General features: G+C 63.4%; 22 protein-coding genes and 1 pseudogene. 11 read left to right on the top strand and 12 right to left on the bottom strand.

All coding sequences use genetic code 11. The annotated features are described in order from the left end of the window. Window positions 1–189: 189 nt before the first annotated feature. A complete protein-coding gene (locus IVA87_RS27940) occupies window positions 190–888 on the top strand; it encodes an isochorismatase family cysteine hydrolase (protein ID WP_247336133.1) in 699 nt (232 codons plus the stop codon). A gap of 18 nt (window positions 889–906) precedes the next feature. Here the strand turns inward: IVA87_RS27940 and soxA are convergent, their stop codons facing one another. Genes soxA through IVA87_RS27975 form a run of 7 tightly spaced genes read right to left on the bottom strand, consistent with a single transcriptional unit; the run spans window position 907 to window position 6,891 of the window. Further along, window positions 907–1,683, bottom strand: coding sequence for a sulfur oxidation c-type cytochrome SoxA (gene soxA, locus IVA87_RS27945; RefSeq protein ID WP_247336137.1), 777 nt, complete (start codon window positions 1,681–1,683; stop codon window positions 907–909). Then, window positions 1,680–1,997, bottom strand: coding sequence for a thiosulfate oxidation carrier complex protein SoxZ (gene soxZ / locus IVA87_RS27950; protein WP_247303111.1), 318 nt, complete (start codon window positions 1,995–1,997; stop codon window positions 1,680–1,682). The genes soxA and soxZ overlap by 4 nt, the downstream gene beginning before the upstream one ends. Continuing rightward, a complete protein-coding gene (locus tag IVA87_RS27955; protein WP_247303109.1) occupies window positions 1,997–2,464 on the bottom strand; it encodes a SoxY-related AACIE arm protein in 468 nt (155 codons plus the stop codon). Before IVA87_RS27955 ends, soxZ begins: the two co-directional genes overlap by 1 nt. Window positions 2,465–2,472: 8 nt before the next feature. Then, a complete protein-coding gene (soxX, locus tag IVA87_RS27960) occupies window positions 2,473–2,925 on the bottom strand; it encodes a sulfur oxidation c-type cytochrome SoxX (protein ID WP_247336140.1) in 453 nt (150 codons plus the stop codon). Next, on the bottom strand, window positions 2,918–4,189 hold the full coding sequence (locus IVA87_RS27965; RefSeq protein ID WP_247336144.1) for an NAD(P)/FAD-dependent oxidoreductase: 1,272 nt from the start codon (window positions 4,187–4,189) through the stop codon (window positions 2,918–2,920). The genes soxX and IVA87_RS27965 overlap by 8 nt, the downstream gene beginning before the upstream one ends. A gap of 53 nt (window positions 4,190–4,242) precedes the next feature. Continuing rightward, window positions 4,243–6,429 carry a molybdopterin cofactor-binding domain-containing protein gene (locus IVA87_RS27970; protein WP_247303103.1) on the bottom strand — a complete coding sequence of 729 codons (2,187 nt, stop codon included), beginning with the start codon at window positions 6,427–6,429 and terminating at the stop codon, window positions 4,243–4,245. A 12-nt stretch (window positions 6,430–6,441) separates the two neighbouring features. After that, window positions 6,442–6,891, bottom strand: coding sequence for a (2Fe-2S)-binding protein (locus IVA87_RS27975; RefSeq protein ID WP_247279253.1), 450 nt, complete (start codon window positions 6,889–6,891; stop codon window positions 6,442–6,444). Between the two features lie 333 nt (window positions 6,892–7,224). Between IVA87_RS27975 and IVA87_RS27980 the strand changes: the two genes are divergently transcribed. Further along, window positions 7,225–8,829 carry a radical SAM protein gene (locus IVA87_RS27980; RefSeq protein ID WP_247303100.1) on the top strand — a complete coding sequence of 535 codons (1,605 nt, stop codon included), beginning with the start codon at window positions 7,225–7,227 and terminating at the stop codon, window positions 8,827–8,829. Window positions 8,830–8,844: 15 nt separating this feature from the next. Here IVA87_RS27980 and IVA87_RS27985 read toward each other — a convergent pair whose 3' ends face one another. The 3 genes from IVA87_RS27985 to IVA87_RS27995 form a co-directional block, all read right to left on the bottom strand. Beyond that, window positions 8,845–10,233: an MFS transporter gene (locus IVA87_RS27985; protein WP_247303098.1), complete on the bottom strand. Its 1,389-nt coding sequence runs from the start codon at window positions 10,231–10,233 to the stop codon at window positions 8,845–8,847. Between the two features lie 383 nt (window positions 10,234–10,616). Then, a complete protein-coding gene (locus IVA87_RS27990; RefSeq protein WP_247303095.1) occupies window positions 10,617–11,594 on the bottom strand; it encodes an NADPH:quinone oxidoreductase family protein in 978 nt (325 codons plus the stop codon). Between the two features lie 118 nt (window positions 11,595–11,712). Further along, on the bottom strand, window positions 11,713–11,853 hold the full coding sequence (locus IVA87_RS27995) for a hypothetical protein (RefSeq protein ID WP_247336148.1): 141 nt from the start codon (window positions 11,851–11,853) through the stop codon (window positions 11,713–11,715). A gap of 223 nt (window positions 11,854–12,076) precedes the next feature. On the opposite strand from IVA87_RS27995, the gene IVA87_RS28000 reads away from it, so the two are divergent. The 4 genes from IVA87_RS28000 (at window position 12,077) to IVA87_RS28015 (ending at window position 16,044) form a co-directional block, all read left to right on the top strand. Next, window positions 12,077–13,669, top strand: coding sequence for a hypothetical protein (locus IVA87_RS28000; RefSeq protein WP_247303093.1), 1,593 nt, complete (start codon window positions 12,077–12,079; stop codon window positions 13,667–13,669). 63 nt (window positions 13,670–13,732) lie between these two features. Beyond that, window positions 13,733–14,776 (top strand): TAXI family TRAP transporter solute-binding subunit, encoded by a 1,044-nt coding sequence (locus tag IVA87_RS28005; protein WP_247303091.1) that lies wholly within the window; start codon window positions 13,733–13,735, stop codon window positions 14,774–14,776. Beyond that, window positions 14,773–15,402, top strand: coding sequence for a hypothetical protein (locus IVA87_RS28010; protein ID WP_247303089.1), 630 nt, complete (start codon window positions 14,773–14,775; stop codon window positions 15,400–15,402). Before IVA87_RS28005 ends, IVA87_RS28010 begins: the two co-directional genes overlap by 4 nt. A gap of 45 nt (window positions 15,403–15,447) precedes the next feature. Beyond that, window positions 15,448–16,044 (top strand): hypothetical protein, encoded by a 597-nt coding sequence (locus IVA87_RS28015; RefSeq protein ID WP_247336179.1) that lies wholly within the window; start codon window positions 15,448–15,450, stop codon window positions 16,042–16,044. Window positions 16,045–16,329: 285 nt separating this feature from the next. Here IVA87_RS28015 and IVA87_RS28020 read toward each other — a convergent pair whose 3' ends face one another. Next, window positions 16,330–17,073, bottom strand: coding sequence for an SDR family oxidoreductase (locus IVA87_RS28020; protein WP_247303395.1), 744 nt, complete (start codon window positions 17,071–17,073; stop codon window positions 16,330–16,332). 142 nt (window positions 17,074–17,215) lie between these two features. On the opposite strand from IVA87_RS28020, the gene IVA87_RS28025 reads away from it, so the two are divergent. The 5 genes and pseudogenes from IVA87_RS28025 to IVA87_RS28045 all read left to right on the top strand — a co-directional run bounded on the left by IVA87_RS28025 (window position 17,216) and on the right by IVA87_RS28045 (window position 23,431). Beyond that, the gene (locus IVA87_RS28025; RefSeq protein ID WP_247303085.1) at window positions 17,216–17,986 is read left to right on the top strand and encodes a methyltransferase domain-containing protein; all 771 of its coding nucleotides are present in this window, start codon (window positions 17,216–17,218) and stop codon (window positions 17,984–17,986) included. Window positions 17,987–18,182: 196 nt separating this feature from the next. Further along, window positions 18,183–19,184, top strand: a complete 1,002-nt coding sequence (locus tag IVA87_RS28030; protein ID WP_247303083.1) for a DctP family TRAP transporter solute-binding subunit — start codon at window positions 18,183–18,185, stop codon at window positions 19,182–19,184. A gap of 155 nt (window positions 19,185–19,339) precedes the next feature. Next, window positions 19,340–19,816: pseudogene (locus IVA87_RS35440) on the top strand (TRAP transporter small permease subunit); the annotation flags it as partial. A 219-nt stretch (window positions 19,817–20,035) separates the two neighbouring features. Further along, window positions 20,036–21,316 (top strand): TRAP transporter large permease subunit, encoded by a 1,281-nt coding sequence (locus IVA87_RS35445; protein WP_247303394.1) that lies wholly within the window; start codon window positions 20,036–20,038, stop codon window positions 21,314–21,316. A 186-nt stretch (window positions 21,317–21,502) separates the two neighbouring features. Then, a complete protein-coding gene (locus tag IVA87_RS28045) occupies window positions 21,503–23,431 on the top strand; it encodes an alkyl sulfatase dimerization domain-containing protein (protein ID WP_247303081.1) in 1,929 nt (642 codons plus the stop codon). Between the two features lie 202 nt (window positions 23,432–23,633). Here IVA87_RS28045 and IVA87_RS28050 read toward each other — a convergent pair whose 3' ends face one another. After that, complete coding sequence (locus IVA87_RS28050; RefSeq protein ID WP_247303079.1) at window positions 23,634–24,704, bottom strand: glycosyltransferase family 4 protein; 1,071 nt, start codon at window positions 24,702–24,704, stop codon at window positions 23,634–23,636. Between the last annotated feature and the right edge of the window lie 17 nt (window positions 24,705–24,721).

Consider the following 24,721-nt stretch of genomic DNA (forward strand, 5'->3'; position numbering starts at 1 on the left):
CTCCGCATCCGACCCCCTCCATGCTCTGGGAGTCGTCTTCAGAATCTCTCTTGCTCTCCAATGCAATAGGCCAGAGAAATCCATATGCGATTCCCCTGCGTGAGAACGGGAGCAAGACCAGAGAGCGTCGCTTCGAATGGCACGGCGCTTGCACAAGTTTGCGATACAGCGTTTCGGGCGGGGGGCATCATGCTGAACTCAACCAAGCCGGCACGGGGAATCATCAACGCCGAGCCCGAGCCGATCGGGCTCGACTGGCGCGTCACCGCGCTCCTCATTATCGACATGCAGCGCGACTTCATGGAGCCCGGCGGCTTCGGTGAGACGCTGGGCAACGACGTCAGCCAGCTCGCGCGCGCGGTGAATCCGATCGGCGCGGTGCTGAAGGCGGCGCGCGACACCGGCATGCTGGTGATCCACACCCGGGAAGGCCATCTGCCGGATCTCTCCGACGCACCGCCGGCAAAGGTCGAACGCGGCGCGCCGTCCTTGCGCATCGGCGATCCCGGCCCGATGGGGCGTATTCTCATTCGCGGAGAGGCCGGGCACGATATCATTCCCGAACTCTATCCGCTCGACAGTGAGATCGTGATCGACAAGTCGGGCAAAGGTGCGTTCTACGCCACCGAGCTCGGCGACGTCTTGGAGAAATACGGCATCGAAAACTTGCTCGTGTGCGGTGTCACCACGGAGGTCTGCGTCCACACCACGGTGCGCGAGGCCAATGACCGCGGCTATCGCTGCGTCGTCATCTCCGACGGCTGCGCATCCTACTTTCCCGAGTTTCACGAAATGGGCCTGAAGATGATCAAGGCTCAGGGCGGCATCTTCGGCTGGGTCGCGGATTCGGCCGCCATCCTGGTGGCGATGAAGACTTCGACGGGCTAGACGACGGCCAGTTATCACTTACGGCCGCACCGCCGGCGTCTCCATTGGCAAGCCGCGCGCCCGCGACATCAGATAGAGCTCGAGCGCGACGAGCTCGGGCGAGCCGTAATCATAAGCCTGGGCGCGCACGCCGGTCATGCAGCTGCGCAGCCGTCGCTCCAGCGAACCCAGCGTCTGCCATTCCAGGCGATAGAGTGGATATCCGGTCGGCTTTCCCTGCGTGATCGGCGCACCGGCGAGACGTTTATCGAAATTGTCGTCATGGCAATTGGAGCAGGCAAGATTGAGCTGGCCCTCGCGCTGCATGAACAGGTCGCGGCCCTGGTCGACGAAGGGTCTTACTTGCGGATCGTCGCCGGCGGTGATCGGAACGCCGCGCGATTGATGGGCGATGAAAGCGGACAACGCCAGCAGGTCGTGGCTCTCGTATGGCAGTGGCGTAGCCTGCTGGTGGTTGCTACGGCAGAGATTGACGCGTTGGTCGAGCGTGACGGGGCGGCCGAGCGCCTTGTCGAAGGCGGGATAGCGCGCCGCGACGCCCTTCATGCTGCCGCGGGCATCGCCATGGCAGTCGGCGCAGGACTTCTGCGCACGGCCGGTCTTCTTCCCCCACAGCGCCTCGCCGTCGAGCACGAACAGCATGCCCGGATTGGAGGTGTCGTCATCCTGCATCGCGCGCGTGTCGGGTCCCATGAAGGAATAGCCGGAGCGACGTGCCTCGGGCGGGATTTCACCGGCGAGCAGGGCAGGGACCGTGGCGGTCAGCGCCACCGCTATCGCGCGCCAAAACCTCATTCGACTAGGATGGACGCCGATGCGGTGGACGAATAGCCGTTGTCGCCGATCCATTCGAATTCGAACTTGCCGCTGTCCTTGGCGACCGTGAAGAACGACAGATAAGGGTTCGCGGCGATCGCCGGGAATAGATCCGCGCGGAAGATCTCGGTGCCGTTGTAGCGGCACGTGAAGCTCGTGATGATGTCGCGCGGCACCAGCGCGCCGGCTGCGGTGTGGCGGAAGCCGGTCTCCATGGTGTGTGAAGTCAGCGTGCGGATCTCGATGATCTCGCCGCGTTTGGCCTTGGCCGGAACATTGATGAGCGCTGCCATCAGTTCATCTCCTCAGTGCAGGCGGCCAGCGTCACGACGACGTCGGCGGCGACCTGCCAAAACGTGTCGTCGGAAAGGCGCGCGATCGCGACCACCTTCTGGCTGTCGGCGAGCCGAATCCGAGTCGAGACCTGGGCGCGGCCGGAGGAGGGACCGAGATGGAAATTGCCAATGTTCGGCTGCGGGTTCTTCTCGTTGAAGACGTGGATGCTCTTGACGTAGTCCGCGGCCGTCATTGGACTTGCGACGCTCACCGTCAACGGCACGGTATTGCCGTTCTCGACCAGCGGCGGGATGTCGAGCTTGATCTTGCCGGTGCGAATCTGTGCCTCACCGACGACGTTGCGGATCGCGGTGTTGAGCATTGCCGGTGTCGCCTCGACTGGCCGAAGCGTGACGATCGGGATCGTGCCGGCGGCCGTCACGCTGCCGGCGAGGCTTAAGAATTGTCGTCGCGTGGTTGGCATGAGCGATCCTAGTCTCGAAGCGTTGCAAGATAGGCCACGATGTCCTCGATCTCGATGGCCGACAATATCGGCTTGCCGGCGAAATTGCGCCCGACGCGCACAAGCCCGTCATTGCGATAATAGGACGGCATGATGGTCTGCGGGTTGAAGCGCGAGGCATCGACCAGACGAAGCCGCAACTGGCTCGCCGTCCACCGGTTCCCGGCACCGGTGAGATCGGGCGCGAGATCGCCCTGGAACTGCGTTTCCGGGAATGGACCGGAATGGCAGAGGATGCATGTCGTCGTGCGAGCCAGCACCAGCGCGCGGCCGCGCACGGCATCGCCGGGCGCGCCGGTGAGTGATTCAGGAATGCCGTCGCCGATGATTGTGTAGGGCGCGAGCTCTTCGGCTCTTGCACCGCAGGCCAGGGCGAGACTGGTGACGATCAGCGCTGCGATAGGAACGGATGCTCTAGCCAAAGGTGTCCGCCGTGATGGTTTGAAACCAATGCTCGGCCTCAATCGCCTCGCGCGCGCGAAGCTCGCGCGGCGCGTCAACGGGGCTGGTCGCGCCGCCTTCGACCTCCGCAAAGATGTCGCCCTTCGGCTGGTAATTGCCGGCAAGTGAAAAGCCGTAGCTGGGAGCGACAATGTTGTAGCAGACGCCGGTGAGCCGTGGCGTCTCCGGCGCACGGCCGGCAAGGAGGTTCACGATGGCAGCGGCGCAAGCCCTGCCTTGCGCGCTTGCAGCGGAAGCCGATTTGGGAATGCCGCCGCCGAGGCAGGCATCGCCAATGACGTGGACATTCTTGACGAGCTTTGACTCGAAGGTAATGGGATCGATCGGGCACCAGCCGGTTGCATCCGCAGCGCCTGCGATTTCGGCAATGCGCCCTGCGCGCTGCGGCGGAATCACATTGGCAACGTCAGGGGTGTAGTTGCCGAACTCGGTGACGATGGTTCTGGTTGCGGCATCGACCGACGTGACGCGGCCGCCTTGCGATAGCGCGACGCGCTCGATCATATCGCCGTAGAGCTCCTTCCATGCCGTTTCGAACAGCCGCTGCTGCGAGAAACTGTCCTTGGCGTCGAGGATCAGCACCTTCGAGCGCGGCTTGTTCGTCTTCAGGTAATGCGCAATCAGGCTGGCACGCTCGTAAGGCGCTGGCGGACAGCGCGAGGGATTGGCGGGAATTGCGATCGCGACGGTGCCGCCGTCCGCCATCGCCTCCAATTGCTTGCGCAGTAGCAGTGTCTGCGCACCCGCCTTCCAGCCGTGCGGCATCCTTTCCGACGCGGCGTCGTCATAGCCGGGCAGCGCTTCGACATGGAAGTCGATGCCGGGCGATAGCACGAGACGGTCATAACCGAACGCTTCGCCATCGGCCGCCGTCACGCTGCGCTTTTGCGTGTCCATGGCCGTCGCAGCCTGAGCGACGACACTGATGCCCTCGGCGGTGAGCTTGTCGTAACCGAACTGCTGCGCCTCGATCTCGCGCAGGCCCGCGATCACCTCGTTGCTGAAGGGGCAGGAGATGAAGGTCTTGTTCGGCTCGATCAGGGTCACCTGCAATTTCGCGTCGGCACGCTTGAGCGCGCGGGCACAGGCCGCGCCGCCAAAGCCGCCGCCGACCACGACGACGCGGCCCGCCGATTGCGCGCGCAGGATCGAAGGTGCGGCGAGCGATGTGGCCGCAGCGGTGATGCCGAGGACGGCATTCCGCCGTGTCACCGGCGCATTCATGAGACTTGTCCGGAAAATGCTGCGGCTGCCGTTGTGGCAGCCGCAGCGCTCTCTTAGGCGAAGGTGATGTTCTGGTCGCGCAGCGGCACCGAGCGGATGCGCTTGCCCGTTGCCGCGAAGTAGGCGTTGAGCACCGCCGGCGCCGCGACGCCGATGGTCGGCTCGCCGACGCCGCCCCAGAACCCGCCGCTCGGCACCATCACCGTCTCGACCTTCGGCATCTCGTTGATGCGCATCGAGTTGTAGGTGTCGAAGTTGGTTTGCTCGATCTTGCCGTCCTTGACAGTGCAGCCGCCGTAGAACAGCGCGGAGAGGCCATAGACGAAGGAGCCAGCGATCTGCCGCTCCACCTGAGCCGGATTGACGACGTAGCCGGGATCGGTGGAGGCGACGATTCGATGCACCTTGATCTTGCTGCCATCGGTCACCGAGATTTCGGCGGCGCCGGCGACATAGCTGCCATAGCCCATGACCTGCGCGATGCCGCGATAGACGCCCTGCGGCGCCGGCGTGCTCCAGCCGATCTTCTCGGCCACGGCATTGAGCACCGCGAGGTGCTTGGGGTGATTGCCCATCAGCTTGCGGCGGAATTCGAGCGGGTCCTGGCCTGCGGCCTCGGCCAGTTCGTCCATGAAGCATTCCATATAGATCGCGTTGTGATTGACGTTGACGCCGCGCCAGAAGCCGGGCGGAACGTGCGGGTTACGCATCGCGTGCTCGATCAGCAAGTTCGGCACCGAGTAGCCGAACGCGGCCTCGCCCGATTGGGCGACGCCCTGGAATGCGGCCGGATCCATGCCATTCTGCAACGCTTCGGGGCGTAGCGAGAACAGGATCGATTGCCCGGACAGGCGGTAGTGCAGCGCGATCAGATTGTTGTCGGCATCGAACGCGCCAGTCATCTTGCACTGGGTGATCGGGTGATACTTGCCGTGCGCCATGTCCTCTTCGCGCGACCACAACAGCTTGATCGGTGTGCCCGGCATCTGCTTGGCGATCATGACCGCCTGGCGGACATAGTCTGTCTGACCGCGCCGGCCGAAGCCGCCGCCGAGCATCACCTTGTGCACGTCGCACTTCTCCGCCGGCAGGCCCGACGCCTCCAGCACCGCCGCGAACGCCGCCTCGCCATTCTGCGTCCCGCACCAGACCTCGCATTTGTCCGCGGTGTAGAGCGCCGTGGCGTTCATCGGCTCCATGGTGGCGTGGTTCTGGTACGGGTAGCTATAGACGGCCTCGATCTTCTTGGCGGCACCGGCGATTGCCGCTTTGGCGTCGCCGTTCTTGTTGCCGACATAGGCCGGCTGCGAATCGTCGAGGCCCTCGGCCAGCCATTTCGCAATCGACTCGCTGGAGACCTTGGCGTTGTCGCCCTCGTCCCAGACGATCGGCAGCGCCTCCAGCGCGGTCTTGGCGTGCCACCAGGTATCGGCAACGACCGCAACCGCGGTATCGCCGACCTTGACGACCTTCTTGACGCCCTTCATGTCGGAGACCTTGGCCTCGTCAAAGCTCTTCAGCTTGCCGCCGAACACCGGGCAATCCTTGATTGCGGCGTTCAACATGCCGGGCAGCTTGACGTCGATGCCGTAGATCATGGCGCCGGTGGTCTTGTCGGCGGTGTCGAGCCGCTTCACGCCCTTGCCGATCAGCTTCCAGTCCTTCGGATCCTTCAGCTTGACGTCCGCCGGCGGACTAAGCTTGGCCGCAGCCTCGGCGACCTTGCCGTAGGTCGTGGTCCTGCCCGAGGGTGTATGGGTAATGACGCTGTTCGCGGCCGTGCATTCGGATGCCGGCACTTTCCACGCATCGGCGGCGGCCTGGATCAGCATCACGCGCGCGGTGGCGCCACCCTTGCGGACATAGTCCTGCGAGGAGCGGATGCCGCGGCTGCCGCCGGTCGAGAAATCGCCCCAGACACGCTTGCGGGCGACGCTCTGGCCGGGCGTTGGATATTCGGTCGTGACCTTGGTCCAGTCGCATTCGAGCTCCTCGGCGACGAGCTGGGCGAGACCGGTCAGCGAGCCCTGACCCATTTCCGAACGGGCGATGCGGATCACCACGGTGTCGTCGGGCCGGACCACGACCCAGGCGCCGATCTCAGGCGAGCCGTCGGCGGCGCGGACCACGGCGGGGCCGCCGAACGGGATGTCGAGGCCGATTGCGAGGCCTGCGCCGACCGCGGCCGTGCCGATGACGAAGGCACGACGGTTCATTTGGGGCGAGACATGCTTGTTCATGTTGCGGCTCCTTTAAGCGCTTGCGATCGTGTGGATCGCCTCGCGCACCTGGGCGAAGGTGCCGCAGCGGCAGATATTGGTGATGGCCTCGTCGATGTCGGCGTCGGTCGGCTTCGGCTTCTCGTTCAAGAGCGCGGCCACCGCCATGATCATGCCGCTCTGGCAATAGCCGCATTGCGGCACGTCCTGGGCGATCCAGGCTTCCTGCACCTTGTGCAGCGAATCTCCGGAGGCGAGCCCTTCGATCGTGGTGATCTTCTTGCCCTCGGCCTCACTGACGGAAACGCCGCAGGAGCGCATCGCCACGCCATCGATGTGAACCGTGCAGGCGCCGCATTGTGCAATGCCGCAACCGTATTTGGTGCCGGTCAGGCCGGCGTTCTCGCGGATCGCCCAGAGCAGCGGCGTATCCGGCTCGACGTCGAGCGTGAAGGTTTTTCCGTTGATTGTTAGATTTGCCATCGCAAGTCCCCTGATTGGCCCAATCCACCGATTGAACTCAGGGGCGCAATGTGTCGGGCAAACTGGAACTGTTCAAATCAACAGTCCGAGGGTAGCTATTGCACTGCCACTCCAGAGGATGGACCGAAGCGCTGTTTTGCCTCATCCCTTCTCGATCGATTCGAGCTGACGCCTCTTCCGTGGGCGCCAATCCGCGGCTTAACGCGACGTCCGGCCGTGAACGCCGGTTCCAGGCTGGACCGCCGCCGCAGCACAGCGGCGACAGTTTGTCCCTTTTGCGGGATGCAAGACGCAGGCACTTTGGTACACTGCGCCGCCGCCAACAGGAGTTCCATGAACGTGCCGAGTCCCTGCAACGTACTGATGCTCTACCCGCTGTTCTCGGCAGAGTCCTTCTGGACCTTTGGCGAATCTTGCAAGGTGCTGGGCGTCAAGCGCCCGGCCGCCCCTTTGGGGTTGATCACCGTCGCCGCAATGCTCCCCAAGAGCTGGACGATCCGGCTGATCGATTGCAACACGGCGCCCTTCAGCGACGAAGATCTCGCCTGGGCGGACGTCGTCTTCACCGGCGGAATGTTGCCGCAGCAGGCCGACACGCTGCGCCTGATCGAGCTCTGCCGCGCCGCCGGCAAGCCGGTGGTCGTCGGCGGTCCCGATCCTACCTCGAGCCCCCACATCTATGAGCGGGCCGACTTCCGGGTGCTCGGCGAGGCCGAGAGCGTCATCGACGAATTCATTGCGGCCTGGGACAGCGGCGCCCGGTCAGGCGTCTTCACCGCGCCGAAATTCCAGGCCGACGTCACCACGACGCCGGTTCCGCGTTTCGACCTGCTCAAGTTCGAGGACTATCTCTATCTTGGGGTGCAGTATTCCCGCGGATGTCCGTTCACCTGCGAGTTCTGCGACATCATCGAGCTCTACGGACGCGTGCCGCGGACCAAGACCAACGAGCAGATCCTGCGCGAGCTCGATACGCTCTACCAGATGGGCTATCGGGGCCATCTCGACTTCGTCGACGACAATTTCATCGGCAACAAGAAGTCGCTGCGGCTGTTCCTGCCCCAGCTCGCCGAATGGCAGCGCGCCCACGGCTATCCGTTCGAATTCTCCACCGAAGCCTCGGTCAACCTCGCCGACGATCCGGAGCTCCTGGAGCTGATGGGGGCGGCCAATTTCTTTGGCATCTTCGTCGGCATTGAGAGCCCTGATCCGGCGACGCTGGTCGCGATGCGGAAGAAGCAGAACACGCGGCGCAATATCGCCGAGAGCATCCACAAGATCTACGCCGCCGGCATTCTCGTCACCGCGGGCTTCATCGTCGGATTCGACAACGAGAAGGTCTCGATGGCGGAGGCGATGATCGATTTCATCGAGGAGGCAGCGATCCCCGTCAGCATGGTCGGCCTGCTCTATGCCTTGCCGAACACGCAGCTGACGCGCCGCCTGGAGCGGGAAGGCCGGCTACATCCGGGCCACGATGTGGCGCCGACGATCGGCGCCGATCAGTGCACGGCCGGGATCAACTTCGATCCGGTGCGCCCGCTGCGTGACATCCTGACGGATTACAAGCGGGTACTCGAGCACATCTACAGCCCTTCGTCCTATGCAGGACGCGTCGACCGCTTGATGACGCTGCTCGACCGTTCCAGGCAGCGCCACGAACTCGCGGAAGGCGACAAGCGCGCCAAGCTCGGCGCGATGGAGACGGTGCACCGTGTGGTCACCGCCCTTCCCGAGGCGCGCGGGCCGCTGTGGCAGACTTTCATGAACTGCGCCAAGCGCGATACCTCATCGGCGCGCATCGCCGTGCAGATGATCGCCGCCTACGCCCATCTCGGACCGTTCTCGCGCAAGGTCATCGCTGCCATCGATGAGCGCCTGGCGGCGCTGGACAACGAAACCGTCACTCCGGCGATTGTCGACGTGACGGCGGCTTGACACCTGCTCGAGAGCCTACTTCACCGCCAGACGCAGGAAGCTCATCACGCTGCCGAGCGCGGCAAAGCCTGCGCCGAGCGCCAGCGCCAATGTCGTGCCGTCGTGGCCTGCGAGCGCGAAGCAGGCCGCGGCGAGCGCCGCGCCCGTGGTCTGCCCGGTCAGGCGCGCGGTGGCGACGATGCCGGAGGCGCTACCGCTGCGATGCGGCGGCGCGCTCGACATGACCGCCTTCATGTTCGGCGCCTGGAAGAAGCCGAATCCCATGCCGCAGATCACCATCCGCCAGATGATGTCGGCAATGGCGGGATTGGCCGGCAGCATCGCGAGCAGCGCCATGCCGAGGCCGAGCAGCACGAGGCCGATGCCGCCGAGCAGGCCGACCGCGTGGCGGTCGGATAGGCGCCCGGCGATCGGCGCCATGATGCCGACCACCAGCGGCCATGGCGTCATGAAGAATCCAGTCTCGACCTGTGAGCGCCCGAGCACGTCCTCGAAGTAGAACGGCAGCGAGACGAAGGCGAGGCCCTGCACGGCGAAGGAGCACACCGCGGTTGCCGCCGACAGCGCGAACATCGGCCGGCTGAACAGGTCGATCGGCAGCATCGGCGCGGGATGGCCGGCATGGCGGCGCGTCAGGATGATTCCGAGCGCGAGCGCCGAGACCAACTCGATGCCGACAACCACCGGCGACAAATTATGCGCGGCGCTGCCGATGCCGATGATGAACAGGCCGAGACAGGCGGACGCCAGGATCGCGCCGAGAAAGTCGAAACCGTGATCGGCGCGCGGTGTCTTCGGCAGCATTGCAAAGCCGATGCCGATCGCGATCAGGCCGAACGGGATGTTGACGGCGAACAGCCATGGCCACGGGCCGAGCGCCAGGATCGCCGATGCAATGGACGGCCCGAAGGTGAAGGCGGTCGCAACCACCAGCGCGTTGTGGCCGAAGCCGCGGCCCTGCATCCGGCCGGGATAGACGAAGCGGACCAAGGCAGTGTTGACGCTCATGATGCCGCTGGCCCCTAGGCCTTGCAGCGTGCGTGCGACGAGCAGGCTGTCCAGCGACCAGGCCACCGCGCAGAACAGCGAGGAGATGGTGAACAGGATCAGGCCGCCGAGATAGATGCGCTGGTGCCCGACGATCTCGCCGAGCGCCCCGAGCGGCAACAGCGTCGCCACCAGCGCGATCTGATAGACGTTGACGACCCAGACCGATTGCTCCGGCGTGACGTGCAGGTCGGCGGCAATGGCGGGCAGGGCGATATTGGCGATCGCGGTGTCGAGCGAGGCCATCGCCAACGCGGTGAAGATCGCGGCGATGGCCCAGCGCCGCTGCGCGGCCGGCAGGCCATCGGAAATGGTGTGATCGGGCTCGCGCGCTGCGGCAGGTAACGTGATTGTCATTGCGTTATTGTCATTGCCTTGCGCATTGCACCGGCGGCGTGTTGAGGGGCTTTCGGCATGTACTACGGCCGGGCCGCCTGCCACAGAGACAAGCATGCATGCTGTGTATGCGCACGCCCGCAGCTGGGCGCTCAGACAAAAGTGCGAAAACAACCCCATGCACAGTAGGGATGGGTTTGATCGATAAGGGAATTTTCAAGCTGCATCGGGACGACATCCGCCGTCGCGGCGACGTTGACACGTCGGGCAAAACACCGGCAGGATGCTAGCGTGCCATCGCTGGGCCCAGGGACCGCATAGGTTCGGCTGGAATGCGCGGTCCACTTTGCGAGCAGCAGATCCGATCATCTTGTCGTCACGCGCCGACTCGATGCCCGCTGTCGTCAACTGATCCGGACAACCATCTTCCCGAGGGCGGAGCGCGTTGTCATCGCCGCGAACGCATCCCGGAATTCCTCGAAAGGGAAAACCTTTCCGACAACCGGAATAAGCGTCTTGTTGCTGAGCCAGTCAAACAATTGGGCAACCGAACGGTCTCGTACCTCCGGCTCTCGACGGCCGATCTGGGCCAGGTCCACGCCCAGCAGCGCACCCCCTTTCAGGAGGGGCAGGTTGAACCGCAGCGCCGGAATGGTCCCTGAGGCAAAGCCGATCACGAGGTGCCGGCCGTTCCACGCGATCGACCGAAACGCCTGAAGGCTCAGGTCCCCGCCGACCGGATCATAGATGACATCGGCGCCGTGACCCCCTGTCAGCTCGCTGAGCTCGTCGCGCCACTTCTCACCCGTGTAGTCCAGGGCGGCATCCGCGCCGAACCTGATCGCAAATCTTCGCTTGTCTTCGGTGGATGCCGCCGCGATCACTCGCGCGCCCAGCAACTTTCCGACTTGAACGGCGGCTATGCCGACGCCGCCCGCAGCACCCAAAACCAGAAGTGTCTCGCCGCTGACCAGCTTGGCCCGCGCACTGAGCGCATAGAGTGCCGTGAGATAGTTGGCAAAGAAGGCGGCGCCCGTTTCTGGATCGATGCCATTCGGCGTCACGAAGAGGTCTGCGGCCCGAACGCAAATATAGTCTGCAAGGCCGCCGTTTCGGACCATCCCGATGACCGGCGTCCCTCGTGCAAAGCCCGCCACATCGGAAGCCGCCTCATCGACGACGCCCGCAAATTCCGAGCCGGGCGTAAAAGGCAGAGGGTCCTTGGTCTGGTAGAGGCCCTGCACCTTCAAGCCGTCCACGAACCCGACCGCGGCCGCCTGGACCCGAACCCTGACGCGCCCTGGCGACAGCTCCGGCCTCGCGACCTCCTTGATGGCGATGTTTTCAATGCGATCGTAGTTTTCGACGACAACTGCTCTCATGACTCGTTCCCAGACCTGGCGTCGGGCGAGGACGAAGCTCCGCTGCCGCTCGAAAAGCAAATGGTATTGTTCGCTTCCTCCTCCGGCAATAGCGCCCATCGGTTGCCTTCGAACTTCATCAAACGAACCTTCGCTGGAAGTCCATCTGCTGACGGCTGACCTTGAACAGCGCCAGATCGCGGCGGTTGTCGACCTGGAGATCCGCCGAGACGGACCAGACTTGCTTCAGGCGATGCGCTGGTGCGGTCCGTGCCCGCATGCATGATTTAATTTGACTTTTGTACAGCGTCAAAATTATATGGTTAATACATTTAAATATTTAATAATTATAAGTGGTTATTTCGATCTAAGGGTGTTTTGGGCGAGGACTGAAACCGTGCGAACAGGTCGAGCTATTCGCCGCAACGGACTCGCTGTCGAACGAGGCCTGATCCATGCGCCGACCAATTGATACTGCACCGAGGAACGGAGAATGCATCTGGGTGGAAGATGCGACCGGGGCTGTTGAGGTTGGCCATTGGTCATCGGAGGCGGGCAAATGGGTCTGGCAGGACGGCTCTCCCATCAATCCTGCGCCGACCCATTGGTGTCCGGTAATCGAGGATGCCGATCCAGAGGAGGAACGATCGGGCAGTTGGCTGGTGGCGGTTGCCATTTTTGTTCCCATCATCCTAGTTGGCGCTTCCCTGCTCGGTGTGTTCGAGCCCTTCAATGCGCAAACGTTACCGGACATGACGCGCATCGGCAGTGAGAGCGCCCTCAGCCTCGATCAGCGGCCGGAAATCACGACCGGATCGCTAGCTCTCCTTCAGCACGAAACGGCCGGAGCCCTGATGCACGCGGAGCCGGCAAGCGTGGTTCGAGCTCAGCAGCGGCTGGACGAAAACGCTCCGCGCGTTGAAGCACTCGCCAATCAGCTGGCCGAGGCGCACCGAGTGCTCGACGAGCAAGTCCTGCGCACGCAGACGGTGGAAGTCGCCGCGGAGGAGCTGCGGAAATCACTTCAACAGGAGCAAGCCCACAGCGCCGCGCTCGTGAACGAACTTGCCGAAGCCCGCCGCGAGATCGATGCTGGTAAGGCACAATCCCGAAAGGCGGACGAAGTGGCCGCGCAGCAGAGAGAGGCGGCGGCGGGCGAGATCGCAGAACTGCAGCAGTCCCTTCAGCAGGAGCGGCAAAGAAGCGGCCTGCTCGTGAAGCAGGCGAACACCGCGCAGGCAGCAGCAGCGAGCGCTGAGCAACAACGCCACGAGGCGCAGGCACGCGCCGCCGCACTCGCGAGCGAACTCGCCGGAATACCTCGCGGATCGCTCATGGCGGAAGCTGCGGCAGCGGAACAAAGCGAGGCGGCGGAGCGGGAGATTGCGGAGTTGCGGCAGCCTTTGCAAGACGAGCGGCAGAAGAACGCCGACCTCGTCGCGGGAGCCAAAGTAGCGCAAGCGATGACGGCCAATGCCGAACAACAACGTCGCGCTCTCGAAGAGGCCCAGGCGCATGCAACCGCGCTCGCGAGAGAACTTGCGGAAACGCGCCGCGAGATCGAAACCCGGAACGTGCAATTGCGCGAGGCGGCCGATGCGGCCTCGCAGCAGAGACAGGCAACGACGCGCGAGATTGCCGAGTTGCGGCAGTCGCTGCAACAGGAGCGGAGCGCGGTGGAAGCTCGGGAAAGAGCCGGCGCATCGGCAACGGGCCTGACCGATGTGCGCCTGCCGGTGGAGCAAACGAATGAAGGCGTCCTCTTGCCGGCGAGGCAGAACGTGGAAGTGACCGTACCAGAGGCGCCGACAGCCGCAAATCAAAACGAGGCGGAGGCCCGATTGATCCCGCGCGCCAGGGCATTGCTCGACCAGGGAAATATCGGTGCAGCGCGGATTGTCCTCGAGCTCGCGGCTGAGAAGGACATTGCGCAGGCAAGCTTCATGCTCGCGGAGACTTATGATCCGGCGGTCTTATCCGCCTGGGGGACTTATGGAACGCGCGGCGAAGCGGCCAAGGCGCGAGAACTCTACGCGAAGGCACACCGGGGCGGTATTCGCGAAGCGAAGGAACGGCTGGATGCGCTGCGGCGCTGAGAATCGGCCCGTTGCATTGCGGCGGGACGAAAGGTTGCGACAGATGATCCAGAAGGGAACGACATGAACAGGGTGCCAAATTCAACCTCGTTGCTTCTGCTCGCCGCGCTGACGACATTCGCCTCGATGCTTCAGCCGGCTCGCCTGGAAGCGCAAACCGGAAAAAGCGCCAGGGCCGAGGCGCAAATGGTCCGACGGCCGCTCCCGCTAGAGAACGAAAAAGACCGGATGAACGCCTGGACGGTCGGGCTCGCCAGCGGCCTGCTCGAGGGCGCGCCGATCCGCCTCGCCGCAGAAATGGCTCGCGTCGTCGATGACGGAGCAGACCTGCATCTCCTGCCGATCGTCACCCGGGGCGCCACCGACAATCTGAATGCGCTGCTCTACTTGCGTGGCGTCGATACCGCCATCATCAATTCCGACGCACTCGAAGAGTACAAGGTTCAGGCACCGCAGATCCGAAGCCGCATCACGTATCTGCTCAATCTCTTCCCATCCGAACTGCACATTTTCGTGCGACCGGAAATCGCGACTCTGCAGGATCTTGCCGGCAAGAAAGTGAACTTCAACACTCTGGGCACCGCAGCCGCCTATTCAGGACCACTGATCTTCAGCCGTCTCGGCATCGATGTCGACAAGACATTCATTCCGCATCAAGTGGCCTTGGAACAGATGCGCAAGGGCGAGATGTCGGCCGTGGTGTTCATCACATCGAAACCGGTCGACGCCTTCGTAAAGGGCCGCTGGGAGGCTGGATTCAAGTTCCTCCCGGTCCCTTACGACAGCAAGTTCGAGGACTATTATCTGCCCGCGAGCCTGGACGCCAATGAGTATCCCAATCTGATCAGGCAAGGCGAGCGGGTCTCGACCATCGCGGTGCCGACAGCGCTCGTTGCCTTCAACTGGCCGCAACGTTCGAATCGCTACCAACGCGTGGCGCGCCTTGTCGAGTACCTGTTCTCGCGAATCGACCGCCTGCAGGCTCCAGGCTTCGATCCGAAATGGCAGTCGATCAATCTCGCGGCAGAGGTTCCAGGGCTCACCCGCTTCCGAGCTGCGCAGGTATGGTTGGATCGCAAGGCGCGCAGCGTACAGGCGAGGCCATGAAGACTGCCGCTCCTCCGATCGCCCTCGCCTTGAACGTCGCCTGCGGAATCGCTTACGCGCAAAACACGAGTGATCCCATGGAAGCACTTCGGACTTGTTCGGCGATGGAGGGGGCGGTCCGGCTGGAATGTCTACAAGATCTGTCCCGCAAGATTCCGCCGCCCGGCCGGCGGGCGTCGGACGATAGCTGGCTGGTCAGCGAGACCACTTCGCCGGTCGACTATTCACCAATCGTCACCGCCACCACCTCTTCCATTGGCGGCTCGGATGGCGCGGCGATGCAACTCGCAATCCACTGCCGCAAAGGCCGCACGGAAGTCATGGTCACAGGACCGACGGTGTCACGCAATGCAAACGAATACGTCGTCACCTTTCAGCTCAATGCGGAGCCGCCAATGCAACTCACGGCAGCCTCGCCGTCATTCGGCTCTGGCGTCGCTTTCGGCGGCGACGTCGTGCAATTGCTGAGGTCGCTGCCCGATGACGGTTACATCGATGTGCGTCTTTCCACCCGTACTGGCGCGGTGCAAGAGGGACACTTCCTGCTCAGCGGATTCAAGAATGTGCGCAAAAAAATGGGGGCTGCATGCAAATGGCCACATGCCGTCGCCAGACCAGGAAAGTGATGGTCAGGGAACGGGAGACACGAGATGATCAATCCAAACTTGACGATGGCCGTCATCAGCGGCTTGGCGATGCTGCTTCTGGTCGGACCAAGCGCGCAGGCGCAGCAGGACAACCAGTGGCTCCCGCAGGCGAGTGCGAACAGTCACGCGAGCTACCCGAAGCATCCGGCACGACAGAAGCAGGCGAGAAAGCCGGAGCATAACCACACGAGCAAGCAGGCCGCTGCGAACAACACGATGGTGACGCAGGCGACAAAAACGGAGAGCGCCAGCAAGCCGCACCGGCTGATCCTGCAGGTCAATTCCAACGAACCTGCGATGATGAACCTCACACTCAACAATGCGACCAACGTCGCGCAATACTACCGCGATCGCGGTGAACCAGTATCGATCGAGGTTGTCACCTTTGGCCCAGGTCTTCACATGCTGCGTGACGACACCTCGCCGGTAAAGCCTCGGATCGAGGTGCTCGCGATGAGCAATCCCGAAATCGCCTTCAAGGCTTGCGGCAACACGCAGGAAAACATGCGTAAGGCGGAGAACAAGGACATAAGCCTGATTCCACAGGCCACAATTGTCAAATCCGGTGTCGTCCGTGTCATGGAGCTGCAGGAACAGGGCTGGAGCTACGTCAAACCGTGAGGTCCGCCCGCAAACCCAGGGCAATCGCATATGGCAAGCAGGATTCTCTGCGGCCCATCCTTCGGGACGCCCGCTTTGGCGGGCTCCTCAGGATGAGGGCGGAGTGTGCGGCAGCAGTTCAACGGGCTCGATGCCAATTAGCCTCATCCTGAGGAGACCGCTGCAAGCGGTCGTCTCGAAGGACGAGGCGCTTGCTTAGGCCGTTCCAAGAGATCATATGCGACGGCCCTGCCAGCAAACCGCACCCCGCATGCATTCGCGGGCCGAGCGGATCAGCAGCCCGCCCTAAAACTGATATCTCCGCAAGCCGCCGTCCACCGGGATCACCGTGCCCGTGATGTAGCGCGCCACCGGTGATGCCAGGAACACCGCGAGCGCGGCGAGATCCTCCGGCTCGCCCCAATAGCCGACCGGGATCTCTTCCTCGGCAAAGCGCTCGCGATAATCCGGCGGGTAGTTGCGGCGGATCTGCTCGCTCATGATGCGGCCGGGCGGGATGCAGTTGATGGTGATGCCGTGCGCGCCGATCTCGCGTGACAGGCCCTTGGCCCAGGCGTGCACGGCGGCCTTGGCGGCGAAGGCGGCGTTCAGGCCCTCCGGCTCGGACTTGCCCGTGATATTGACGATGCGGCCCCATTTGCGTTCGATCATCTGCGGCAGCAGCGCGTGCGCGATGCGGCGGTAGCTGGTGAAATTCAGCGCCATCGCCTCGTCCCATTTGCTGTCGGGCGCATCGACGGGCAGCGGACGGCTGCCACCGGCATTGTTGACGAGGATGTCGACATGGCCGAGCTCGCGCACGGCGAAGGCCGCGATGTTCTCGGCGGCGTCCTTCGCCATCACGTCCTGCTCGAACGGAGCAATCAACCCGCCGCCGACTTCTTTCACCAGTTCGGCGAGCAGGGCGTTCCGCCGCGCCACGCCCACGACGCGCACGCCTTCGGCGGCAAGGCCCTTGGCGATGGCGCGGCCGATGCCGATGCTCGCGCCCGTGACGACAGCGGTTTTCGATTTGAGCCCGAGGTCCATGGTCACACGCCTTCTCGATTGCTTCTGGCTGTTGCTTTCGTTTCCTGCCCCGTCCTGCGGCCTTGCGAATTGCCCGACCGGGACTAGCAGTGGTAACCAGAAGCTTCGGCGAAGGAAACACGAAAAAGAAAAGGCGCGAGCGATGGTTTGGGACCCGCAGCAATATCTGAAGTTCTCCGGCCACCGGCTCCGGCCCGCCGTAGATCTGTTGATGCGGATTCCGGATTTCGCACCGCGCGCGATCGCCGATCTCGGCGCCGGCGCCGGCAACGTGACGAAACTGATTAGGGAGCGTTGGCCTGAGGCCACCGTGACGGGAGTCGAGGGCTCGGCCGAGATGGTCGCGGCGGGACGCAAGGCCGCGCCCGACGTGGAATGGTCGCATGAGGATCTTGGCCACTGGCGCCCTGCCAAACAGTACGACTTGATCTATTCCAATGCCGCACTGCACTGGCTGCCCAATCACGCGGCGCTGTTTCCGTCGGTGATGGAGAAGGTGACCCCCGGCGGCATGCTCGCGGTGCAGATGCCGCGCAACTTCACCGCACCGTCGCACGTGCTGATCGGCGAGACCGCGCTGAATGGTCCCTGGCGGTCCAAGGTCGCGCATCTCGTTACGCCACCGCCGGTCGAAGCGCCGGCCTTATATCATGATCTGCTTGCACCGATGTCGGCCCATATCGACATCTGGGAGACGGAATATCTGCAAGTGCTCGAAGGCGAGAACCCCGTGAAGGAATGGACCAAGGGGACCTGGCTGACGCGCTATCTCGATGTGTTGCAGGGAGATGAGAAGGCCGCGTTCGAAGCGGCCTATGGGATGCGCGTTGCAAAGGCCTATCCGAAGAATGCGGCGGGGCAGACGCTGTTCCCGTTCCGGCGTCTCTTCATAGTCGCCCAGCGCAAAAGCTGATGGCTGCCGCAATGCGACATAAGCGCTCGCTTCCTTGCACTGTAGCGGGCTCCGGGTTGCGCACCCGGCCGCCGTCAAGTTAGCTTGGCTGCGGCAAATTGGGCTTAGGTCTAGTTGTTCGGGTGGCAGATTGCTGCCACTACTGACCTGAAAAACAAAAAGAACCCGGCTTTCGAGGTTGTTGGGAGGTTACTTCATGCGCAAGCTGCTTGTTGCGGTCGCCGCCACGGCCATTCTCGTGGCCTCCGCCGCTGCCCAGACCCAGAACCCCGTCGTCATCAAGTTCAGCCACGTCGTTGCCAACGATACTCCGAAGGGCAAGGGCGCGCTGAAATTCAAGGAGCTCGCTGAGAAGTACACCGACGGCAAGGTCAAAGTCGAGGTCTATCCGAACTCCACGCTGTACAAGGACAAGGAGGAGATCGAGGCGCTCCAGCTCGGCTCGGTGCAGATGCTCGCGCCGTCGACCGCGAAATTCGCGCCACTCGGCATCAAGGAGTTCGAGGCGCTCGACTTGCCGTGGCTGTTCAAGGACGACCAGACCTATGCCAACGCGATGAAGGGCACGGTCGGCAAGTGGCTGTTCCAGAAGCTCGAGGCCAAGGGCATCACCGGGCTCGCTTATTGGGACAACGGCTTCCACATGGTCTCCGCCAATCGCCCGCTGATGAAGCCGACCGATTTCCAGGGCCTCAAGTTCCGCATCTCGGGATCGAAGATTGCCGACCAGTATTTCCGCCTGGTCGGCTCGATCCCGCAGATCATGGCGTTCTCCGAAGTCTATCAGGCGCTCCAGACCGGCGTGGTCGACGGCTGCGAGAACACGGCGTCCAACTATCTGACGCAAAAGTTTTACGAGGTGCAGAAGGACATCACCGTCTCTTATCACGCGCATCTGCAATATGCCGTCATCGTCAACTCGAAATTCTGGTCGGGCTTGCCGCCCGACATCCGCACCCAGCTCGACAAGGCGATGGCGGAGGCGACCGACTACACCAACTCGATCGCGCGCCAGGAGAACGAGGACGCGCTGGCCGAGATCAAGAAGACGGGCAAGACGACGCTGCATTATCTCAGCGACGCCGATCGCAAAGCGTGGCAGGAGGCGATGCAGCCGACCTACAAATGGGCGAAGGGCCGGGTCGGGCAGGAGGTGCTCGATCTCCTCGCCAAGGAACTCGACGTCAAGATGAACTGACGGCCGCGCCCTAATAAGAACAATAACAACGGTCGGGGGTGATCGCACTCCCGGCCGTTTCGCTCTTGAATGGACGAGCCAATGCTGGGGGGACCAAGTTGCTGCGGGTACTGAATCGTTTTCTCGATCATCTCGAGGAATGGCTGATCGCGACGATGATCGCGGCTGCGACGTTTCTGATCTTCGTCGCCGTGCTGCACCGCTACGGGGCAGGGCTGTCGATCGATATCGCCAAATGGGCCGAAGCCCGCAACCTGGCTTTCCTCGCCGTACCCGCGCGCGCTGTGTTCGTGTGGCTTGCTTCGCTCGACCTGTCCTGGGCGCAAGAGCTCTGCATCTACATGTTCATCTGGATGGCGAAGTTCGGCGCGGCCTACGGCGTGCGCACCGGCATCCATGTCGGCGTCGACGTGCTCGTCAACATCCTTCCGGGCGGATCGCGCCGTCGCGTTATCACCTTCGGGCTGTTGTGCGGCGCGCTCTTCACCGCCATCGTGGGCTATTTCGGGGCCGCGTTCGTCGGCCAGATGTGGCAGACGGGCCAGCAGTCCAACGATCTCGAAGCGCCGATGTGGATGGTGTATCTCACCATCCCGCTCGGCTCCGGCCTGATGTGCTTCCGCTTCCTGCAAGTAGCGTGGTCGTTCTACCGCACCGGCGAGCTGCCGCATCACGACATGGCGGGCGTCGAGGGCGTCGAAGCGGATCCGGTGCATCCGGCCCCGGTCACGCCCAGCCAGGTCGCCAGGGACGAGCGCAGCCCGCTCGGCTGGATCCTGATGCTGCTGCCGGTTCTGATCGTCGCCCTGTGCTTTGCGCATGCCGGCCACGTCATCACACTGCCGCAAGGCCTGCGCGTCGCCATCGTGTTCGCGCTGCTGCTGTCATTGATGCTGACGGGCATGCCGATCTCGATCGCGCTTGGTCTGACCGTGCTCAGCTTCATGTTCACGCTGACCGACGTGCGCACGGAATCGGTGGCGCTGAAGCTGTTCACCGGCATCGAGAATTTCGAGATCATGGCGATCCCGTTCTTCATTCTCGCCGGCAACTTCCTGACCCATGGCGGCGTGGCACGCCGGATGATCACGTTCGCGACCGCGCTGGTCGGCCATTGGTACGGCGGCCTCGCACTCTCCGGCGTGGTCGCCTGCGCGCTGTTCGCGGCGATTTCCGGCTCCTCGCCGGCGACCGTGGTGGCGATCGGCTCGGTGATCCTGCCTGCGATGGTCGCGCAAGGATTTCCCAAGCGGTTCGGGGCGGGAGTGATCACGACCTCCGGCTCGCTCGGCATTCTCATTCCGCCGTCGATCCCGATGGTTCTCTACGCCGTCTCCACCAACAGCTCGGTGGGCAAGCTGTTCATCGCCGGCATCGTGCCGGGGTTGGTGCTGGCCTCGCTGCTTGGGGCGACGACATTCTATCGGGCCTGGCGCAACGACTATCCGCGGATGCCGAAGGCTACGTTCCTCCAGCGTCTCGACGCATTTCGCAAATCGATCTGGGGCATTTTGCTGATCGTCATCGTGATCGGCGGCATCTATAGCGGCCTGTTCACGCCGACGGAAGCTGCCGCCGTCAGCGCGGTCTACGCCTTCATCGTCGCAGTGTTCATCTACAAGGATCTGAAGCTGCGCGACGTGCCGCGGGTTCTGCTGTCGTCGGCGAACCTATCGGCGATGCTGCTCTATATCATCACCAACGCGGTGCTGTTCTCGTTCCTGATGACCTACGAGAACGTGCCGCAGGCGCTGGCACAATGGATGATCGACCAGGGCCTGGGCTGGATCGGCTTCCTGCTGCTCGTCAACCTCCTGCTGCTGCTGGCGGGCAACGTGATGGAGCCGTCCTCGATCATCCTGATCATGGCGCCGATCCTGTTTCCGGTCGCGGTCAAGCTCGGCATCGATCCGATTCATTTCGGCATCCTGATGACGGTCAATATGGAGGTCGGGCTGTGCCATCCGCCCGTCGGCCTCAATCTCTACGTCGCATCAGGTATCGCCAAGATGGGCATCACCGAGCTCACCGTCGCGGTGTGGCCCTGGTTGCTGACGATGCTGTGCTTCCTGGTGGTCGTGACGTATTGGCCGGGTCTGTCGTTGTGGCTGCCGAGGCTGCTGGGGATGTAGCTGATAGCCCTCTCCTTGTCGGAGAGGGTGGCTCGCCGCGCAGCGGCGAGACGGGTGAGGGGTCTCTCTCTGCGCGTGACGCTCGCGCAATTGAGTTCGCGGAGAGAGACCCCTCATCCAGCGCTTCGCGCCGCCTTCTTTCACAAGGCGCGAAGGGAATGGGGCACTGTCCGGGAGGAGAGCAACATGGCTGAACCCAACAACGAATCGAAAGACGCTTCTCCCTCCGTCATCGCGCAGCATGACGCCATGCTGAACGCGCTGCCGTTTTTAGACAGGCGCGATTTCGACGATGCCGCGCGCGGTTTTCTCGGCACGATCGAGAACGCGACGATCACAAATCCGCAAGGGCGGACGGTCTGGAGCCTGGAGCCTTACGGCTTTCTCTCTGCTGAACGGGCGCCAGCCACCGTCAATCCGAGCCTGTGGCGGCAGTCGCGGCTCAACATGCATCACGGCTTGTTCGAGGTCGTGCCCGGCGTGTATCAGGTGCGCGGGTTCGACATCGCCAACATGACGCTGATCGAGGGCGACAGCGGCGTCATCGTCGTGGATACCCTGACCTCGATCGAGGGCGCGCGCGCCGCGCTCGATCTCTACTTCAGCCATCGTGGCAAGCGCCCGGTCGCGGCCGTCATCTTCACGCACACCCACACCGATCATTGGGGCGGCGCGCGCGGCGTGCTGGAGGAAGAGGCGCTGGCGGCCAGCCGCGTGCCGATCATCGCGCCGAACCTGTTCATGGAGCACGCCGTCTCCGAGAACATCATCGCCGGACCGGCGATGCTGCGCCGGGCGCAGTACCAGTTCGGTCCCTTTCTCGCGAAGGGCGTACGCGGGCAGGTGGATTGCGGGCTCGGCAAGTCGATGGCGGCGGGATCGGTCGCACTGCTGCGCCCGACCGACTTGATCATGGCGACCGGCGAGACGCGTGTCATCGACGGCGTCGAGTTCGAATTTCAGATGGCGCCGAACAGCGAAGCGCCGGCGGAGATGCATTTCTTCGTCCCGCGCTACAAGCTGCTGAACCTTGCCGAGAACTGCACCCACAATTTCCACAATCTGCTGCCGTTCCGTGGCGCCGACGTGCGCGATGCGCTGGCCTGGTCGAAATATCTGGGCGAGGCCCTGCTGCTTTGGGACGGCAAGGCGGAGGCGATGTGCGGCCAGCATCACTGGCCGGTGTGGGGGCGGGAGCGCATCGGCACCATGATCCGGCAGCAGCGCGATCTCTACAAATTCGCGCACGACCAGACCATCCGCCTGATGAACCACGGCCTTACCGCCGCCGAGATCGCCGAGACGATCCAGCTGCCGAAGAGCCTTGAGGCCGCTTGGCACGGCCGCGGCTATTACGGCCACATCCGGCACAACGTGAAGGCGATCTACCAGAAATATCTCGGCTGGTACGACGCCAATCCGGTCAATCTCGATCCGCTGCCGCCGGTGGAATCAGGCAAGAAGTATGTCGAATACATGGGTGGTGCGGATGCCATTCTGGCGCGGGCACGGACGGATTTCGACAAGGGCGAGTTTCGTTTCATCGCGCAAGCGCTCGGCCATCTCGTCTTCGCCGAGCCGGATAATCAGGCGGCGCGCGCGTTGCTGGCGGATACGCTCGAGCAGCTCGGCTATGCCGCCGAAAGCGCGACCTGGCGCAACGCCTATCTGTTCGGCGCGCAGGAGCTGCGAAACGGCATGCCGAAGACGGCGCCGCGCCCGCCAATGCCGCGCGAGGCGCTGGCCGCATTGCGCACCTCGCAGCTCTGGGACCTGCTCGGCATCCGCCTCAACGGCCCGAAAGCGGAAGGCAAGCACATCGTGCTGAACTGGAGTTTTTCCGACACCGGCGAGACCTTCGTGCTCAATCTGGAGAACTCTGCGTTGACCTATGCCGAGGGCGTGCAGGCGGAGCGCGCGGATGCCAGCTTTACGCTGACACGCGCGACGCTCGACGAAGTCATTGCGAAACAGACGACCTTTCCGGAGGCGGTCGCCGCCGGCAAGATCAAGCTATCAGGCAATCCGATGCGGCTCGCCGAGCTGATGGGCCTGATGGACGAATTCCCGCGCATGTTCGAGATCGTCGAGCCGAAGCGAGCGGTGGTGAGCTAGGCGCGCGGTCCGTTGGCTCTGACCTGTTTCCTTCTCCCCTTGTGGGAGAAGGTGGCGCGAAGCGCCGGATGAGGGGTCCGTTTCCGCGGAAAGATTTTTCCGTGGCGAGGCAAACCCCTCACCCAAGCGAGTGTGCCGCGCAGGCCTTGAGCCCTCTCCCACAACGGGAGAGGGCACTTCGACCAGCAGCGGTGCAGAAGCTCTACTCCGCGCTGCTCACCAGCTTGATCCGCGGCGCCTGTGCCTCGGTCAGGCTGCGATACGCCGCGAGATAGTCCAGTGCCATCCGCCGCGCCGTGAAGCGGGTCTCGAACTGCTTGCGGATCGCAGTGCGGTCCAGTTGCGCGAGGCGGTTGACCACTCCCGCTGCGCTGATGACGTCCTCGACGATGAAGCCGGTGAGGCCCTCGTCGATGATCTCCGGCACCGAGCCGCGGTTGAAGGCGACCACCGGCGTTCCGCACGCCATCGCTTCGATCATCACCAGACCGAACGGCTCCGGCCAGTCGATTGGCAGCAAGAGACCGAGCGCGCCGCTCAAAAAGTCCGATTTCTCGTGATCGCTGATCTCGCCGATGAACTCGACCAGCGGATTGTTCTCGATCATCGGCCGGATCAGTTCGTCGTAATAATCCTGGTCGGCGCGATCGACCTTGGCGGCGATCTTCAGCGGGATGCCGCAATGGGTCGCGATCTTGATGGCGCGGTCGACGCCCTTCTCGGGCGCGATGCGGCCGAGCACGGCGAGATATTCCTGCTTGACGGGCTTCGGCGTCAGCAGATTCTCTGGCAGGCCATGATGAATGGTGGTGACCCAGTTCGCCTGCGGCACGGGCCGCCGCTGCGCATTGGAGATCGAAATGACCGGCATTTTCGAGAAAGTGTTGAACACCGGCTGGTGCTCCGGCAGGTCGAGACGGCCGTGCAGCGTGGTCACGAACGGCGTTGGCTGCCGATAGAACAGCGACCACGGATAATAGTCGAGGTGGAAGTGAAGGAAGTCGAACTCCTCGTCGTCACATTTCTGCCGCACGCGCTCCAGCAACACCATATGCAGCGCGTTGGGATCACGCACGGAACCGTCGAGGCGGAGCGCCCGCGGCCATAATGCATCTAGCTTTGCCGAGGTTTGCGAGTCGCCGCTGGCGAACAGCGTCACATCGTGTCCAAGGGCCACCAGCTCTTCCGTCAACCAATGCACCACCCGCTCGGTGCCGCCATACAGTTTGGGTGGAACAGCCTCCGTCAACGGAGCAACCTGCGCGATGCGCATCTCACCATCTCCTCTGT

The sequence above is a fragment of the Bradyrhizobium sp. 147 genome, assembly GCF_023073935.1.
In the GTDB taxonomy this organism is placed as follows: Bacteria; Pseudomonadota; Alphaproteobacteria; order Rhizobiales; family Xanthobacteraceae; genus Bradyrhizobium.